This is a genomic window from Pseudomonas sp. XWY-1 (assembly GCF_002953115.1).
GTDB classification, from domain to species: domain Bacteria; phylum Pseudomonadota; class Gammaproteobacteria; order Pseudomonadales; family Pseudomonadaceae; genus Aquipseudomonas; species Aquipseudomonas alloputida.
Genome location: NZ_CP026332.1, coordinates 3,446,053 through 3,461,623, shown reverse-complemented (window position 1 = coordinate 3,461,623; position 15,571 = coordinate 3,446,053). Strand labels below are relative to the sequence as shown.

The window sequence follows — 15,571 nt, the reverse complement described above, 5'->3', positions numbered from 1 at the left end:
AGAGTTCCTGCTCGATGCTTGGCGGTAGAGGGAGAACAGGCTAACGGTTGCGTACAGTCTCCAATGCAGGCGACCACACCGTATGACCGCAACGTGAACACGCCAGGGTGTCATGAGGCTCATGGTAGGCCGGGAAACCACAGCTCACGCAGCAATGCAACCCGGCGCCGGGCGGCGATGTGTACTCCGGGCGATGCTCGACCGGCAGCACTGACAGGCCTGGGCGTGTGTCTTGCTGATCGTAGAAGTACAAACTGAGATCGCCATCGGTTTCCAGAAGGCCCAGTCGAACCTGACCCAGGTGCTCGACACCTTGCTGGCGTAGCTCCATGAACAGCTCATTCGGTGAAATGTTCATGTGCCGCAGCGAATGGATTTCGTACATGCCATCTTTCACTACCGTGACCGGCAGCCCGTCGATCCAGGCCTCGCAGGTTCTGTTTCGCCTCATAAGGTAGACCGTTCCTCGGTAAAGCATGAACAGCGTGAGGAAAACCAAGGCCACCGGAAGCAGCGGTACGTCCTCGTAAAAGGTCACATCGCCGGCAGCTGAGCCCAGGGTGAGAATGACCACGAGCTCGAACCGGGACAGCTGTCTGATCCCGCGCCGGCCACTGAATTTCAGAAAGAAGAACACGGCCAGGAAGGCCGCTGAAACACGCACAGCAACTTCCAGCAGAAAGGTAAAAGGGAAGTCGCCTATCAGCATCCGTTGCAGATCAAACGAAACCATTCGTTCCACCCTTCCTTCTGCCGTTGTCAGATAAAGGGTTGACCGTTCTCGCTCAAGGCTGGTTCATCGACTTGGCCTGCAACTCTCCGCGCGCGTCACCAGGGAATCGGCGTGCCATCCCACGCCCAGAACGTTCCGCTCTGCGCCGGGCCGTGACGGCTCACAAGTGCCAGGATGCAGGTGGCGGCAAACGCGGGCGAGAACAGTTTGCCCGGCGGCACATTGCCCTGAAAGGGTCGGGAAAGCTGGGTGTCGGTGGTGCCGGGATGCAATGCAAGTACCGTTGACGCGGGGTTCAGTCGCTTCAGCTCGATGCTTGCAGTGCGCAGAAGCTGGTTGAGCGCGGCTTTGCTGGCACGGTAGCTGTACCAGCCCCCCAGGTGATTGTCGCCGATCGACCCGACCCGCGCCGACAAGGCGACGAAGGCCATCGGGTGCCGACGCAGCAGCGGCAGCAAATGCTTGAGCAGCAGAACAGGGGCGAAACAGTTGGTTGTGAAACTGCTCAGCAACCCCGCCATATCAAGCTGGGTCAGCGCTTTTTCAGCCTGTGCCGGGCCTTCTTGCAGGACGCCAAGCGTGCTGAAGACCAGGTTCAGCTGGTCGCAGCAGGCGCCCACCTGTGCTGCCAGAGTGTGCAGTGCCTGCTCGGACCGGGCGTCGCAGTCGAGGCGAACCAACCGTCGCCCGTGCTCTGTGAACAAGGTATCCAGCGCAGGGCTGGTGGTGGCTCGTCGCGAAACGGCGAACACCAGCCCGATGTCATCGCGCGCCAGCAACTGCGTGCACAATGCCAGGCCAATCCCTTGGCTGGCCCCGCAGACCAGCACGTTGGCGGGTGTCTGAAGGTCGTTGATCAGGCTCATCGGAGTGTCCTCTTGGCTGGGCGCTGGCGCCTCGTCCTGTGATGCCTGCCAACGTTCGTGCAGCTGGCAGGGGTGAGCTCACAGCAGGATATAGTCGCTGTACTGCCGTAAGCCGTCATGTGGCCCTTCGATCAAGTGCACGTAACGGTCGTTCACCCAGTCGATCGGCAGGCAATCGTCGACGTCCAGTACCGCGTCGGTATGCGGCTTGAGCCAGTCTGCCTGCAGGCGCTGTTTGCCCAGTTGCCTGGCCTCGGCCTTGTCCTTCGCCACCACCAGCAGGTAGCGGTGTGCCTCGCCAAACACCCCGGACTCGTAGCCGCCAAGGTTGATGAAGAACAACCTGGGATCGTGTGGGCCAGGCGCTACCTGACTGAACGCCACGCGGTAGCGGTCAATACCGTCGACTTCCATCCATGCGTCGATGTGCAGGCCCGTTCGGCTCCCGAACCAGGCTTGGCGCAGATGGGGGTAGGCCTGTTCAAGTGAGTCCGCCTGCGCGAACAACACGTCGTGGACCTCGATATTGGCCCGTGGGTGGCGTCCACCGAGCATGACGACGTACAGCATGAGCAATTCCTTCTATCTCGACTTTCATGGGTGTTCGATAACGGGGCGCGAGGCTTGCAGAAATGTGCATGCTTGGCATTGAAATCTGTACATATCCCAGCGAATATGTGTACAAGCGTCTACTATTGTATAATATTTTCCGAAGTGCTCGAGGTCAGAATGGCGCACCCTGCACGTTGGACCTGTCTGTGCCTGCTGCTAGCCGCCATGTCGTCGGCGGCAGACTGGCGAGCGGAGCTGCCTGCGGCGCAACGGCTGGGCGCCGGTGATTTCACCTGGTTTGGCCTGCGGCTGTATACCGCCCGGTTATGGGCAGTTGGCCCGGTTCAGGACTGGAACCAGCCATTTGCCCTTGAGCTGCTCTATCACCGTTCATTGTCCAGGGACACGCTGGTCAAGGCCAGCCTCGAGGAAATGCAACGCCTGGGTGGCGGCAGCATGACGGCACAGCAGCGCGCGGCATGGACCAGGGCGATTGAGCAGGCATTCGTGGACGTGAGCCCTGGCATGCGCATCACGGGCTTGTACCTGCCGGGGCAGGGTTGCCGCTTTTACGTCGACGGCAAACTGAGCCACGCGATCGCCGATCCGGTGTTCGCCCGGGCCTTCTTCGCCATCTGGCTTGACCCGCGGGCCAGAGACCCCCAATTGCGTCAGCGGCTGCTTGGGCTGGCTGGCGATGACCGAGGAGCCTGAACATGTACAAAGCGCTGTTGCTGGCTGCCTGCCTGCTTCTGGGCAGTTGTGGCAATGTCGGTATCGAGCACTATGCCCAGGAGCAGCCGAAGCTGGACCTGGCGGCGTTCTTCTCGCGCCCGGTTCAGGCGTGGGGGATGTTCCAGAAGCGTTCCGGTGAGGTGGTCAAGCGCTTCCATGTGCGCATCGACAGCCGCCGCGAAGGTGAACGGCTGATCCTCGACGAGCATTTTCTCTATAGCGATGGCACACGCCAGCAGCGGACCTGGACGCTGGTGCCGGACGGCCCCGGGCGCTGGCGGGGAACAGCGGGGGACGTGATCGGCGAGGCGCGTGGCGAAGTGGCGGGCAACGCGCTGCGATGGCGTTACCAACTGGATCTGCCGGTCGACGGGCGGCACTGGCAGGTAGACCTGGACGACTGGATGTACCTCATGGATGACGACACCCTGATCAACCGCTCGAGCATGAGCAAACTGGGCGTTGAGATTGGCCAGATCACCTTGTTCTTCCGCCGCCTGCCAGAGGGCACACCATGAACCTGATCGCGCTGACCCAGCTGGTTTCGACCGGCGAAGCCAAGGAACTTGAACTGCTGTCGCTGGAGGGGGGCTTCTACCTCCTGCGCGCCCTGACCGACGCCGGCCCTGTGACATTGAGCGATGCCCAGGGGCAGCCCGTGCGCGTGCGCTCCACGACCGAACTGCGGCAGTTGCTGGCCGACCTGCCGCCGGTGCCGTGCATGCTGGTGCAGCAGGTGGTGCATGATGAGATGTGCGGGCAACGTGACGGCCCCATCGCGCCGCTGCGCGTACCGGTAACGCTCACCAGCCAGTGGTAGCCCGGACGATGCGCCTGGGCCTGGTGCTGGGTGACCAACTGTCGTTCGACCTGGCAAGTCTGGCGTCCCTTGACCCTGCTTGCGATGCGGTCCTGATGGCGGAAGTGGAGGGGGAGGCCCGATACGTACCGCATCATCCGCTGAAGATCGTTCTCATCTTCAGCGCCATGCGGCATTTTGCCCAGGCCCTGCGTGAACGGGGTTGGCAGGTGCACTATGTCGAGCTGGACGCCGAGGGTAACAGCGGCAGCATCGTGGGTGAGTTGCATCGATGGCAACAAGCCTTGGGCGCCACCCACATTCACTTGACCGAGTGCGGTGAGTGGCGCCTGGAGCAGGCCTTGCGTGATGCCGCACTGCCGCTTGTGTGGTTTCGCGACACGCGTTTTCTGTGCTCCCGTGAAGCCTTCGGGCGCTGGGCCACAGAACGTCGCCAGCTGCGTATGGAGCACTTCTACCGTGGCATGCGCAAGCGAACCGGCCTGCTCATGGAGCCCGACGGCAGCCCGGCAGGTGGGGCCTGGAATTTCGATGGCGACAATCGCAAGCCATTGCCACGGCAGCTGCGTGGCCCATTCGCTGCGCATTTTGCGCAAGACGACATCACGGCAGCGGTGGTGGCCTTGGTGCGTCAGCGCTTCAGCGACCACTACGGGGGCGTCGACGGTTTCGACTACCCCGTGACCCATGCCGAGGCACAACAGCTGTGGCAGCATTTCCTGGATTTCGGCCTGGCGGCTTTCGGTGACTACCAGGATGCGATGGCCGAAGGCGAGCCGTACCTGTTTCATGCGCGCATCAGTGCGGCGCTCAACATCGGCCTTCTGGATGTGCGTCGTCTGTGCGACGACGTCGACAAAGCCTGGCGTGAGGGGCGGGTGCCGCTCAATGCAGCCGAAGGTTTCATTCGCCAGCTGATCGGCTGGCGTGAGTATGTGCGTGGCATCTATTGGCAGCGCATGCCGGCGTATGCCGGGCTCAATCACCTGAACAACCACCGGGCGCTGCCAGAATTCTACTGGACCGGGCGCACCCGCATGCGCTGCATGGCGCAAGCCATCGGGCAGACCCTGCGGTTGGGCTACGCTCACCATATTCAGCGGTTGATGGTTACCGGCAACTTCGCCTTGTTGGCCGGTATCGTGCCAACCGAGATTTGTGAGTGGTACCTGGCGGTCTACATGGATGCCTTCGAGTGGGTCGAACTGCCCAACACGCTTGGCATGGTGATGCACGCCGACGGCGGCTACCTGGGGTCCAAGCCGTACTGCGCCAGTGGTCGTTATATCCAGCGCATGTCCGACCATTGCAAGGCTTGCAGTTACAGGGTCGACCAGGTGACCGAAGACGATGCCTGCCCGTTCAATGCCTTGTATTGGCATTTTCTTATTCGCCATCGCCCCCAGCTCTCGGCTAACCCGCGCCTGGCCCTGGTCTATCGCAGCCTTGATGGCATGCCCGCTGGCCGTCGCGATGCGGTGTGGCAACGTGGCCAGTCATTGCTGGCGCGGCTCGATGCGGGGCAGGCGTTATGAAAAAGAGCCTTCTGCCCAGCAAGGTTTGCGTGGTGTGTGGCCGGCCGTTCACCTGGCGCAAGCGCTGGGCACGCTGTTGGGAGCAGGTGCGCTACTGCTCCGAGCGATGTCGCCGGTCAGCGCCGCGCCGCGATGCGCGCCAGCAGGGGCAGGGCCAAAGCCCATATCGGCATCAGTAGCAGGCCGGTTTCCAGCGCGCCCAATGGCAAGGCGACACCTGCCAGCCTGGCGCCGCCTACATAGGCCAGAGGACCGCCAATCGCCCCCAGCAGTGCGCCGATTCGCCAGTGCCTGCCGGCCCATGCCAGGCTGTGACGCATCCCGCTGGCCAGCACCAACCACAGCAGCGCTAGCCACAGCGGCAGGGGCCAGGCGTCGAAACCGAACACCCCCAGTGCTCCCAGCACGCTGTCGAGCACGCAGCCGACAAAGGTGACGCGCAACAGCGCCTTGAGCTCGGCATTGATGTCCGGGCACAGGCGCAGGTGCACTGCCACGCCCGGAATCACCAGCAGCAACAGCAAGGGCCGCTCGGCCCCCAGCACGCAGACCCACCAGCCGGCTTGCAGCCAGAGGGCATTGCCGATCAGCCAGCGGTTGGGCATCAGGCACCGCCAGGCAAGGGCGCGCGGCGTGCCTGGGGGGCTGCCCAGAGCAGGTGCGCAACACCGATCGCGCGTTCCTCGAAACCGCCCTGGCAGTAGCAGAGGTAAAACTCCCACAGGCGCTGGAACATGTCGTCGTAGCCAAGGTCCGTCAGCGCAGTGCGTGCCTGACGCAGGTTTTCACGCCAGTGTCGCAGGGTGTGGGCGTAGTCCAGGCCAAAATCTTCCATGTGCACAAGGTTCAGGCCAGTGTGCCGGCTGGCGGTGTCGAGCAACACGCTCAGCGAAGGCAGGGCGCCACCAGGGAAGATGTAGCGCTGGATAAAGTCGACCGAGCGCTGCGCCTGGGCATAGCGCTGGTCGCGGATGGTGATCGCCTGCAATAGCATCAGGCCTTCAGGCTTGAGCAGCGAAGCACATTGGCGGAAATACACCGGCAGGTAGCGATGGCCGACCGCTTCGATCATCTCGATCGAAACCAGTTTATCGAACGTGCCTTGCAGGTCGCGGTAGTCTTCGCGCAGCACTTGCACGCGCTGCCCCAGCCCCAAGGCCTTGACGCGCTCCAGGGTATGGCTGTACTGGGCCTCGGAGAGCGTTGTGGTGGTGACCCTGCAGCCATAGCGGGTGGCTGCGTGGATAGCGAGGCTGCCCCAGCCGCTGCCAATTTCCAGCAGGTGATCGTCAGGGCTCAGCTCGAGCTTCTGGCAGATGCGCTCCAGCTTGTGCAGCTGGGCCTGCTCCAATGTTTGCCCAGGGTGTTCGAATTGCGCAGCCGAATACATCATGGTGGGGTCCAGCAGCCGCTCGAACAGGGCATTGCCCAGGTCGTAGTGGGCCAGAATGTTGCGCCGGGCACCGCGCTTGTCGTTGCGGTTGAGCCGGTGCAGCAGGCGCAGGGCAGGGCGGCCCAAGCGGGCCAGGCCGCCCTCGAGCGCGTCGAGCACTTCAAGGTTGGCGACGAACAGGCGGGTCACCAGCGCCAGGTCGGGGCTGCGCCAATAGCCGTGAATGTAGGCTTCGCCAGCTCCGATCGAGCCATTGCCGGCGATCAGGCTCCAGGTGGCGTCATCGAGGATCTCCACCTCGGCCTGCAACGGGCTGTCGGCATCACCGAAACTCCACTGCTGCCCGTGGCTGAGCAGGCGCAGGTGGCCGTGACGCAGCTTGCCCAACTGGGCGAGCACGGCGCTGCGTGCCAGCCCGCCGAGCAGGGGCGCAAGGCCTGCGAACTTGCTAACGCTCAGGGTGGGATTTGACATCATCAAGGTCCTCGCAAGGTTGGCCGAGTGCCAGGTCACCCTGGCAGGTGGTGTGGTCATGCACGGGGGTGCGTTTGAGTAACAGGCGCAGCGCTTGCCAGTAGATGGCCGAGACGGTGCGCAGGCTCATCCATGGGAAGTTCAGGACATACCGACGCAGCGCTGCTCCATCCAGTGGCTTGCGGCGCAGGGCGAGGTCGGCCTCGAACACCTTTGTGCCGCCTTGCCAGTTCTGCATCTGAATGCGTACATGGTCCGTGTCCAGGAAAAAGCGCAGGCGATAGTCCATGTCCAACGGCATGAACGGCGACACATGGAAGGCCTTGCCGACGCTGAAGGGCCTGGCAAGGTTGCCTTGCACCGGGAGCACGTAATGAAAGCGTTCACGCCAGGGCGTGTTGCGCACTTCCATCAGGATCGCGCTCAGGCACCCGTCGCGGTCATGGCAGAAATAGAAGCTCACCGGGTTGAACGACAGCCCCCAGCACCGCAGTTGCGTGAGCAGCTGTACCCGGCCTTCGGGCAGGTGCCCCGTCGCCTGCCCGACCAGCAAGCGTGCAGCCTGGGCCAGCGATTCGCCTTGGCGGGTCAGGGCGGGCAGGTAGTCGGTCTCGCGCCAGCACAACGGCGCCAGGCGCCAGCGTCCCAGCCAGCGTGACAGGCCCATCAGCCAGGATTGTTCGTCCAGGTCCAGGTAGAACATGCCGATCCGGTAGCGGAACGCGTGGACCCGCGGCGTCAGCCGACGGTGGCTGATCCAGCCCACGCAGAGGCTGCTGTTCACAGTTGCTCTCCGAAGTGCGCGGCCACCTTCAGTGCGCTGACCACCCCGTCTTCATGAAAGCCATTGCCCCAGTAGGCGCCGCAGAAGTAACTGTGCTGTTGCCCTTGCAGTTGCTCCTGGCACGCTTGCGCGGCGGACGCTGCAACGCTGTACTGGGGATGGGCGTACTGGAAGCGGGCGATCACCTGCGCCGGGTCTATCAGTGCGGTCTGGTTGAGGCTTACGCAGAAGGTTGTCGGTGCCTGGATACCTTGCAGAATGTTCATGTTGTAGGTCAGCGCGGCGGGAGCCTGCTCGGGGCCGCCCAGGCGGTAGTTCCAGCTGGCCCAGGCGCGCTGGTGGCGTGGCAGCAGACGGGTATCGGTGTGCAGCACCACGTCGTTGCTGGCGTAATCGATGGCGCTGAGTACGGCGCGCTCTTGGTTGCTGGGGCTTTCCAGCAGCGCCAGGGCCTGATCGCTGTGGCAAGCGAACACCACATTGTCGAAGCGTTCGGTGCCGGCCGCGCTCACGAGGGTCACGCCACCTTCGTCGCGGCTGACCCGGTAAACCTTGCAGTTGAGGCGGATGCGCTCAGCAAACGGTCGGCACAGCGGTGCGACATAGCTGCGCGAGCCGCCTTTGATCACCCGCCACTGTGGACGTTGGTTGACCGACAGCAAGCCGTGGTTGCGGCAGAAGCGCACGAAGAACTCAAGCGGGAAGTGGAGCATGTCTGCGCGAGACATCGACCAGATCGCCGACCCCATCGGTACGATGTAATGATCGATGAAGCGTTGCCCATAGCGGTTCGCTTGAAGGTAGTCGCCCAGCGTGGTGCTGGCATCGATACGCTGGTTGTCCAGGTCGGCCAGTGCCTGACGGTTGAAACGCAGAATGTCCCGGATCATCCCCCAGAACCCTGGGGACACCAGGTTGCTGCGTTGGGCGAACAGGGTGTTCAGGTCGTGGCCGTTATATTCCAGGCCCGTCATCGGGTCATGCACGGAAAAGCTCATCTCGGTCGGCTGCGATGGCACCTGAAGCTGGTCGAGCAAGCGGATGAAGTTCGGGTACGTCCAGTCGTTGAAGACGATGAAACCGGTATCTATTGCAAGGCGCTGGCCTTTCCAGACCACATCAAGGGTGTGCGTGTGGCCCCCGACCCATTGCTCGGCCTCGAAAACCGTGACTTCGTGTTTGCGTGACAGCAAATGGGCGCAGGTCAGCCCCGCGATGCCACTGCCGATGATTGCTATACGCATGGATCATCATTCCTGTTCATGACGGGCGAGGCGTTGGCCCAGCGCCAGGCGCAGGCGCGCGGGCAGCGCCCCGAGCAGGCGCAACACCAGGGTGAAAAGACCGGGGAAGTTGATTTCCAGGGGGCGGCGGGGCAGGCGCCTGGCGATATGCCGGGCGGCACGCTGCGCGGACCACAGCTGTGGCATGGGGAAATCGTTGCGACGGGTCAGTGGCGTGTCCACGAAGCCTGGGCTTACCAAGGTGACCGCAATGCCTTCGCGAGCCAGGTCGATTCGCTGTGACTCCACCAGATAGCGCACCGCGGCCTTGGACGCGCCATAGGCGCCGGCGCGGGGCAAGGCCAGCCAGGTTACCGAACTGCCCATCACCACCAGGTGGGGGCGTTGGCCGGCGCGAAGCAAGGGCAGTGCCGCCGCCAGGCAGTAGCTGACGCCCAGCAGGTTGGTGCGCATGACGCGCTCGACCAACGCCGGATCGAAATGCCCCGGCTCCAGGTATTCGCAGGTGCCGGCATTGAAAATGGCCATGTCCAGGCCTCCCCAGGCCTGCTCGATATGCGCAGCGATGCCGGCGACCTGCTCCGGGTTGTCAAGATCGCCAATGGCCAGCAATGCCTGCCCGGGAAACCGTTCGGCCAGCGGGGCAAGGCGGTCGGCGTTGCGCCCGCCCAAGGCAACCTGGTGGCCTTGCTCCAGGAGGACTTGCGCGAGCGCGGCACCGATACCGCTGCTGGCGCCGGTCAGCCAACAGCGGCTCATGCCAGCCTGCCTTTGAGCCAGCGGATTGCTGTGCCCATGACGGGAAGGTGCTCATAAAGCAGGGCGCCGGCGTCGAAATAGTCCTGGTGAAAATGCACACGGTCGCGCCAATGCAGGCAGCTGCAGCCTTGCAACGTGATCGGCTGTCCGCCGGCCAGGCGCGGGTGGCAAAACTGCAGTGTCCAACGCAGGTAGCCCTGCCCGGGCTTTACCTCGTCGGCGCTGGTGAAGGCGTAGCGGATATCGCTGGCGTTGGCGTACAACTGCTCGAAGTAGGCACGCAGGGCCTGCAGCCCCTGTATCTGGTGCAGGGGGTCACGAAAGGTGACATCGTCGCTGTACAGTTTATCCAGCGTGTCGAGGCTAGCCCCATCAAGGCGGGCGAAGCGCTCGGCGAATTGCTGTAGGTACGCTGACATACTGGGCTCCAGGCAATCCTGTACAAAATTGAATTGTTGTACAGGTATAACTGAAGCCTAAGCCTTTATCTATACAAGTCAACGGTCTTGTATAGGTTTTTTGTCAGTGCTTGGCCTGGCCCTGCTGCCGGCGCAGTTCCGCCACTTCAGCCTCCAGCTCGCGAACCCTTTCCTCGGCGAATACTTGCGCTGTGACATCGCGCTGGATGCCGATGTAGTAGGTCAGCTGGTCCGCCTCGTTGTGCACCGGTGTGATGGACAACTCATTCCAGAACAGGCTGCCGTCTTTGCGGTAGTTGCGCAGCACCTGGCAGCAGGGGCGGCCTTCGCGGATCGCCTCGCGGATAATTGCGATGCCCGGCTGGTCGTGATCCTCGCCCTGAAGAAAACGGCAGTCCTGATAGAGAATATCGTCGGCGCAGTAGCCGGTCAGGCGCTCGAAGGCCGGGTTGACGTAGATAAGGATGCTCTCATTGCCTTCCTGCTCGGCGACAACGATGCCATCGTTGGAATGTTCGACCATCAGTTGCAGGAGTTTTGCGTTGATCATGGGGCTCACCTACAGGCATTTCGTATGCGATGTGCGCCAAAGGCTTCCGTGCAGAAGCTTTTGGCGCCGTTTGTTGCATGATGAACCAAGGAGGCTCGCCGCAGAAGGTGCATCTGGGTTTAGAATGTATCACCCCCTGGATGACACCTCGTTATGACCGACGCCACCCCACCCGAATTGCTACCCATGCGCGATGTGGTCAGCCTGACCGGCATAAATCCGGTGACCTTGCGTGCCTGGGAGCGGCGTCATGGGTTGATTCGCCCGCAGCGCACCGAGGGCGGCCATCGCTTGTACACAGCCCAGGATGTGCAGCGCATACGCGACATCTTGCGCTGGACCGCCAACGGCCTGCCCATCAGCAAGGTTGGCGACAGGCTCGCCGGCCAGCCTGAGGCGCCTGTTCAGCAGCCTTCGGCCTTTGATGATTGGCGCGCCGCCGTTGCGCGTGCCTCCAGGGCATTCGATGCGCAGGCGTTGGAAGCTATCCATGGACAGCTGTTCACACTTTTGCCAAAGGCCACGGTGCTGCGGGACGTGCTGATGCCGGTTTGGCATGACCTGGCTTCAGGCACTGCGCCAGGCCAGCGTAGCCAATGGCTGTTTCTCGATACGTTCTTGCGCGCCCGGCTGCTGCTGCGCTTGCAGATGAACCAGGTCGATGCGCCGCGGGTGCTGCTGGCGGGTACCGAGGGTCAAGCCGAGTGCCAGGTGTTGTGCGCCGGGCTGCTGTTGAGCAGCGAGCGACAACGCATCGACGTGCTCGGCTGCGGGCAGCCGCTGGAAGAGCTCCCGCTGCTGTGTGCAGCGGTGCAGCCTGCGGCACTGGTGATCGCGCTGCAGCCACCGGTTAGCCCTGCCTTGGCCAAGCGCCTGCGCTCGCTGCAGATGGAAATTGATTGTCCGCTGGCCTTGACGGGCGAGGGGCTGGCCGGTGTGCAAGCGGCCTTGCACGGGCTGCCGGTATGCCTGCTGGACGAGCAGGGTGCTGACGTCGCGCGCGTGCTTGACGCCTTGCTCAGGGGGGCGCTAGACCTCTGAACCTGGCCCTTCCCCCCTGTCCAGATAGTGAGGTGCACAGTTCCGTTACGGCGTCTACGCTCTCTAAGCGTCATTAAACCTATGCTGAACCGATACGGCGCATTGTTCAAAGGAGCTGGCAATGACTGTGTTCGTAAAGCGTTTCAGTACGCATCGGGCGGAACATGCGAAACGGTGGCTACTTGCACCGGTTATCCTGTTGGCTCTCCACAGTAGCGACCTGTTAGCCGGAGGCATCTTCATCTATGAGGCCGGCCAGGAAAGCAACGGCTTGGCCAATGCTGGCTCGGCGGCGCTGGCCACCGACCCCAGCGTGCTGATGAGCAATCCCGCAGGTATCGCCCTGCTGCCCGGCACGCAGATCAGCGCCAACACGCAGGTAATCCTCGGCGACCTGCGTTACTCACGCGACAGCAACAACCAGTTCGACGGCAACGAGGGCGGCAATGCCCTGCAATACCTGCCGGGCGCCAGCCTGTTCATCAGCCACCAGCTCGATGACCGCTCGGCCATCGGATTTGGCATGTACGGTAACTTTGGCTTGGCACTGAACTACGACGATGACTGGGCAGGGCGCTACTTTACCCAGGAAGCAGCGGTGATTGGCGTGTCTTTCCAACCCACCTTTGCGTACAAGTTCTCCGATGACCTCACCGTCGGTATCGGCCCGCGCATGATGCTCGGCTATTACCGCACCGAGGTGGCCGTCAATAACAGCCTGCTGGGTTTGGTCGAGCGCCCCGACGGCCAGCTTGAATACAAGGACACGGATTTTGGCATTGGTGTGAACCTGGGCCTGCTCTACCAGCTCGCCCCTCGCACGCGAATTGGCCTGGCCTACACCAGCAAGGTGAAACTGGAGTTTGAAGACAATCCGCATGTCAGCAACATCAACAATCCCCTCATCAATGCCGCCCTGAACCGCCTGGCTGTAGACACGCTGGAACTGGAGATGAACGTGCCGCAGACCGCGACGTTCAGCGTGGCCCATCAGCTGGACGATCAATGGACACTGCTGGGTAGTCTGGGTTGGCAGGACTGGAGTGAATTCGGTGATATCGGCGTGGAGGTAGATGCCAACGCCGCCGGGGTTAGCCGCACGGTCGATCGCCAGTACAAGGACACCTGGCACGCCTCGGTCGGCGCGCAGTACCAGGCGACCCGCCAGCTGCGCTGGAGCGTTGGGGTGGGGTATGACAGCTCGGCTGTCGATGACAAGGACCGTACTGTGGACAACCCGATGGGCGAGACGTGGCGCTTCGCGACCGGGGTGAACTATCAGGTTGAAGAAGGGTTGGACCTGCACCTGGCCTACACGCTGGTCTGGCTCGGCGATATGGACGTGGAGCAGACCAAGGCACGCTCCGGCGATACGTTATCAGGCAGTTTCGATAACGCCGCCTTGCACATCATCGGCGGCGGCGCAACGTGGCGATTCTGAAGACGCTCATCCTTGGATAACCGCTCCAACGCGGAAGGAGAAGTTGCATGAAAAGTAAGTCGCTTATTGCAACCGTTTGCCTCGCATCGCTGTTACTGCATGGTTGTGCGAGCAAATACGTGGAGCCTGATGAATATTCCGGATTTCTGAAGGACTACAGCAAGCTCAAGGAAGACAAATCACCTTCGGGTGCCGAGGTTATGCGCTGGATCAAGCCTGGCATCAATGCCAATCAATTTTCCAGCGTCTATGTCGAACCCAGCCAGTTTTACCCTAAGCCGCAACCCACTGCGAAAATTCCGCAGCAAACCTTGCAAGGCATAACCCAATATTACGATCAGGCGTTGAAAAACCAGTTTTCCTCAGTCCTGCCGCTGGCGACGAGCCCCGGGCCAGGTGTACTGGTGGTGCGCCCGGCGATCACCGGGGTCAGCGCAAAAACCAAAGGGCTGCGCCCCTATGAGGTTATTCCGATCGCGTTGGTGGCCGCCGGCATCAGTACGGCTACAGGTATTCGCGACCAGGACACCAGCGTGGCCACGGAGGCCGCATTCATTGACGGAAGTACCAATGAAGTGGTGGCCGAAGTGGTACGCAAAGGTGCAGGCGCTGAACTGGACAACTCGTCGCAGATCATGCAAGCCAAGGACGCTCGTGCCGTGCTCGATGGCTGGGCAAAGGACATGGTCAGTTCATTCCAGGCGCTGAAGAAATAGCCCGCATGTTCCCCTGTCGCGGAGGTGCGCCAAGGGAGCGGAATGTGATGCATGAATGCAATGCTTCAAGGGGGGGCGATGAAAACGGTCATGCTCAAAATCAAACATGAATGCCTGAAAGTGCTTCCGCCCACCGTGTTTTTTTTCGTGATTCTGCACATCGTTGCGCTGATTCGCGCACTTATGATCAAGGGCTCAGGGGTGGAGCTGCCTGTCTCTGCCTCGGTGCTGATCGCCGCTCTGATATTGGGCAAGTCTGTGCTGGTTGCCGATATGCTGCCTTTCATCAACCGGTTTCCCGACAAGCCGCTAATCTGGAACGTTGTCTGGAAAACACTCATGTATGCAATGGTCGCGCTGATCGTTCATTACCTGGAACGTCTGTATGAGTACTGGAAAGAGGCTGAGGGCTTGCTCGATGCAAACGCGATGTTGTGGGGATCCATAAACTGGCCTCGCTTCTGGGCTGTTCAGATTTTGCTGATGACATTGATATTCATGTATTGCGTCATCGCAGAGTTGGCGCGCGTCATTGGCCGCGAGCGCCTTAAATGCATGTTCATCGGCCCGCTACCGTCAAAGCAATCCGAGATGTCGAATCACACGGGATAGCCGAATAGCCAGGCCGATCGCAACGAAGTGGCTTTCAGTTTAGGGGTAATACTATGTCGAAAAGAAATGGCTACCCGCTCTATCTACTTGCCTTGCTGGCACATACCGGACAAGGGCAAGCTGAAGACTCCGCAGAGCTTGCCAAGAAAGCGCTTAACCCGGTTGCGGCCATGTACAGCTTGCCGGTGCAATATAACTGGGACCAGAAAATGGGCCCGGGCGGCAATGGCAAGCGCAGCCTGACAAACATCCAGCCCGTTCTGCCTTTCAGCCTGAATGAAGAGTGGAACCTGATTTCCCGCACAATCCTCCCGGTCATCGACCAACACGGCCTGGGTGGTGCAGCGGACACCTCCGGTGTGGGCGATGTGACCCAGAGCTTTTTCTTCTCACCGAAACAACCCACTGCCAGTGGCTGGATACTTGGCGCAGGGCCGGCGCTGCTGATACCAACAGGCAGCAACGACGTACTGAGCAGTGAACAATGGGGGCTCGGGCCGACCGCGGTAGCTTTGAAGCAATCCAACGGTTGGACGCACGGCATATTGGCCAATCATATCTGGGGGCTGGAGGGCAGCCCTGCGGATGGAAAGGAGAAGGTCAACCAGACCTTCTTGCAACCGTTTCTTTCTTACACCAACAGTACGTTGACCACCTTTGGTATCAACAGTGAGTCCACATACGACTGGCAATCCCGAGAGTGGACGATTCCGCTCAACCTGACCATTACCCAATTATTGAAGGTTGGCGGCCACCCCATTACCGTCCAGGCCGGCCCGCGTTACTGGCTCGACTCACCGGATAATGGCCCGGACGGCTGGGGCTTTCGCTTTGCTGTGACGCTGTTGTTCCCACGCTGTGAATCGCCCCTGGTTTCGTAGACACCTCCAAGCCTCA

Annotated in this window: 20 protein-coding genes; 10 read left to right on the top strand and 10 right to left on the bottom strand. The window is 61.6% G+C overall.

Translation table 11 applies throughout. From position 1 onward, the window contains the following. Positions 1 to 40 precede the first annotated feature (40 nt). From PRJ_RS16075 to PRJ_RS16065, 3 genes are all read right to left on the bottom strand, one after another. Positions 41 to 733 carry a DUF421 domain-containing protein gene (locus PRJ_RS16075; protein ID WP_104961942.1) on the bottom strand — a complete coding sequence of 231 codons (693 nt, stop codon included), beginning with the start codon at positions 731 to 733 and terminating at the stop codon, positions 41 to 43. Positions 734 to 828: 95 nt separating this feature from the next. After that, positions 829 to 1,599 carry an SDR family NAD(P)-dependent oxidoreductase gene (locus PRJ_RS16070; protein ID WP_104961941.1) on the bottom strand — a complete coding sequence of 257 codons (771 nt, stop codon included), beginning with the start codon at positions 1,597 to 1,599 and terminating at the stop codon, positions 829 to 831. Positions 1,600 to 1,677: 78 nt separating this feature from the next. Then, entirely contained in the window at positions 1,678 to 2,169 is a 492-nt protein-coding gene (locus tag PRJ_RS16065) for a DUF1543 domain-containing protein (protein ID WP_104961940.1), read from the bottom strand. Between the two features lie 159 nt (positions 2,170 to 2,328). On the opposite strand from PRJ_RS16065, the gene PRJ_RS16060 reads away from it, so the two are divergent. Genes PRJ_RS16060 through PRJ_RS16040 form a run of 5 tightly spaced genes read left to right on the top strand, consistent with a single transcriptional unit; the run spans position 2,329 to position 5,420 of the window. Beyond that, positions 2,329 to 2,865 (top strand): chalcone isomerase family protein, encoded by a 537-nt coding sequence (locus tag PRJ_RS16060; protein ID WP_104961939.1) that lies wholly within the window; start codon positions 2,329 to 2,331, stop codon positions 2,863 to 2,865. Positions 2,866 to 2,867: 2 nt separating this feature from the next. Continuing rightward, on the top strand, positions 2,868 to 3,404 hold the full coding sequence (locus PRJ_RS16055; RefSeq protein ID WP_003254010.1) for a DUF3833 domain-containing protein: 537 nt from the start codon (positions 2,868 to 2,870) through the stop codon (positions 3,402 to 3,404). Beyond that, positions 3,401 to 3,706: a DUF6482 family protein gene (locus PRJ_RS16050; protein WP_003254009.1), complete on the top strand. Its 306-nt coding sequence runs from the start codon at positions 3,401 to 3,403 to the stop codon at positions 3,704 to 3,706. The genes PRJ_RS16055 and PRJ_RS16050 overlap by 4 nt, the downstream gene beginning before the upstream one ends. A gap of 8 nt (positions 3,707 to 3,714) precedes the next feature. Further along, on the top strand, positions 3,715 to 5,241 hold the full coding sequence (locus tag PRJ_RS16045) for a cryptochrome/photolyase family protein (protein ID WP_104961938.1): 1,527 nt from the start codon (positions 3,715 to 3,717) through the stop codon (positions 5,239 to 5,241). Beyond that, positions 5,238 to 5,420 carry a DUF2256 domain-containing protein gene (locus PRJ_RS16040; RefSeq protein ID WP_080574912.1) on the top strand — a complete coding sequence of 61 codons (183 nt, stop codon included), beginning with the start codon at positions 5,238 to 5,240 and terminating at the stop codon, positions 5,418 to 5,420. The genes PRJ_RS16045 and PRJ_RS16040 overlap by 4 nt, the downstream gene beginning before the upstream one ends. Here PRJ_RS16040 and PRJ_RS16035 read toward each other — a convergent pair. The 7 genes from PRJ_RS16035 to PRJ_RS16005 form a co-directional block, all read right to left on the bottom strand. Beyond that, positions 5,358 to 5,846 carry a DUF2878 domain-containing protein gene (locus PRJ_RS16035; RefSeq protein ID WP_104961937.1) on the bottom strand — a complete coding sequence of 163 codons (489 nt, stop codon included), beginning with the start codon at positions 5,844 to 5,846 and terminating at the stop codon, positions 5,358 to 5,360. The two genes, PRJ_RS16040 and PRJ_RS16035, sit on opposite strands and share 63 nt — an antisense overlap. Continuing rightward, complete coding sequence (locus PRJ_RS16030; RefSeq protein WP_104961936.1) at positions 5,846 to 7,108, bottom strand: cyclopropane-fatty-acyl-phospholipid synthase family protein; 1,263 nt, start codon at positions 7,106 to 7,108, stop codon at positions 5,846 to 5,848. Before PRJ_RS16030 ends, PRJ_RS16035 begins: the two co-directional genes overlap by 1 nt. Then, positions 7,083 to 7,892 carry a DUF1365 domain-containing protein gene (locus PRJ_RS16025; protein WP_104961935.1) on the bottom strand — a complete coding sequence of 270 codons (810 nt, stop codon included), beginning with the start codon at positions 7,890 to 7,892 and terminating at the stop codon, positions 7,083 to 7,085. The genes PRJ_RS16030 and PRJ_RS16025 overlap by 26 nt, the downstream gene beginning before the upstream one ends. After that, positions 7,889 to 9,136 carry an NAD(P)/FAD-dependent oxidoreductase gene (locus tag PRJ_RS16020; RefSeq protein WP_104961934.1) on the bottom strand — a complete coding sequence of 416 codons (1,248 nt, stop codon included), beginning with the start codon at positions 9,134 to 9,136 and terminating at the stop codon, positions 7,889 to 7,891. The genes PRJ_RS16025 and PRJ_RS16020 overlap by 4 nt, the downstream gene beginning before the upstream one ends. A gap of 6 nt (positions 9,137 to 9,142) precedes the next feature. Next, entirely contained in the window at positions 9,143 to 9,895 is a 753-nt protein-coding gene (locus PRJ_RS16015; protein ID WP_104961933.1) for an SDR family oxidoreductase, read from the bottom strand. After that, positions 9,892 to 10,314: a nuclear transport factor 2 family protein gene (locus PRJ_RS16010; protein WP_104961932.1), complete on the bottom strand. Its 423-nt coding sequence runs from the start codon at positions 10,312 to 10,314 to the stop codon at positions 9,892 to 9,894. Before PRJ_RS16010 ends, PRJ_RS16015 begins: the two co-directional genes overlap by 4 nt. Before the next feature lie 103 nt (positions 10,315 to 10,417). Continuing rightward, entirely contained in the window at positions 10,418 to 10,864 is a 447-nt protein-coding gene (locus PRJ_RS16005; RefSeq protein WP_029615462.1) for a PAS domain S-box protein, read from the bottom strand. A 153-nt stretch (positions 10,865 to 11,017) separates the two neighbouring features. Between PRJ_RS16005 and PRJ_RS16000 the strand changes: the two genes are divergently transcribed. The 5 genes from PRJ_RS16000 (at position 11,018) to PRJ_RS15980 (ending at position 15,555) form a co-directional block, all read left to right on the top strand. After that, on the top strand, positions 11,018 to 11,905 hold the full coding sequence (locus PRJ_RS16000; protein ID WP_010953653.1) for a MerR family transcriptional regulator: 888 nt from the start codon (positions 11,018 to 11,020) through the stop codon (positions 11,903 to 11,905). Positions 11,906 to 12,026: 121 nt separating this feature from the next. Then, positions 12,027 to 13,346: an OmpP1/FadL family transporter gene (locus PRJ_RS15995; RefSeq protein WP_104961931.1), complete on the top strand. Its 1,320-nt coding sequence runs from the start codon at positions 12,027 to 12,029 to the stop codon at positions 13,344 to 13,346. Positions 13,347 to 13,393: 47 nt separating this feature from the next. Continuing rightward, positions 13,394 to 14,062 carry a DUF3313 domain-containing protein gene (locus tag PRJ_RS15990; protein ID WP_104961930.1) on the top strand — a complete coding sequence of 223 codons (669 nt, stop codon included), beginning with the start codon at positions 13,394 to 13,396 and terminating at the stop codon, positions 14,060 to 14,062. A 51-nt stretch (positions 14,063 to 14,113) separates the two neighbouring features. Then, positions 14,114 to 14,674, top strand: coding sequence for a hypothetical protein (locus PRJ_RS15985; RefSeq protein ID WP_256597846.1), 561 nt, complete (start codon positions 14,114 to 14,116; stop codon positions 14,672 to 14,674). Positions 14,675 to 14,727: 53 nt separating this feature from the next. Further along, on the top strand, positions 14,728 to 15,555 hold the full coding sequence (locus tag PRJ_RS15980; RefSeq protein ID WP_104961929.1) for a hypothetical protein: 828 nt from the start codon (positions 14,728 to 14,730) through the stop codon (positions 15,553 to 15,555). Positions 15,556 to 15,571 lie beyond the last annotated feature (16 nt).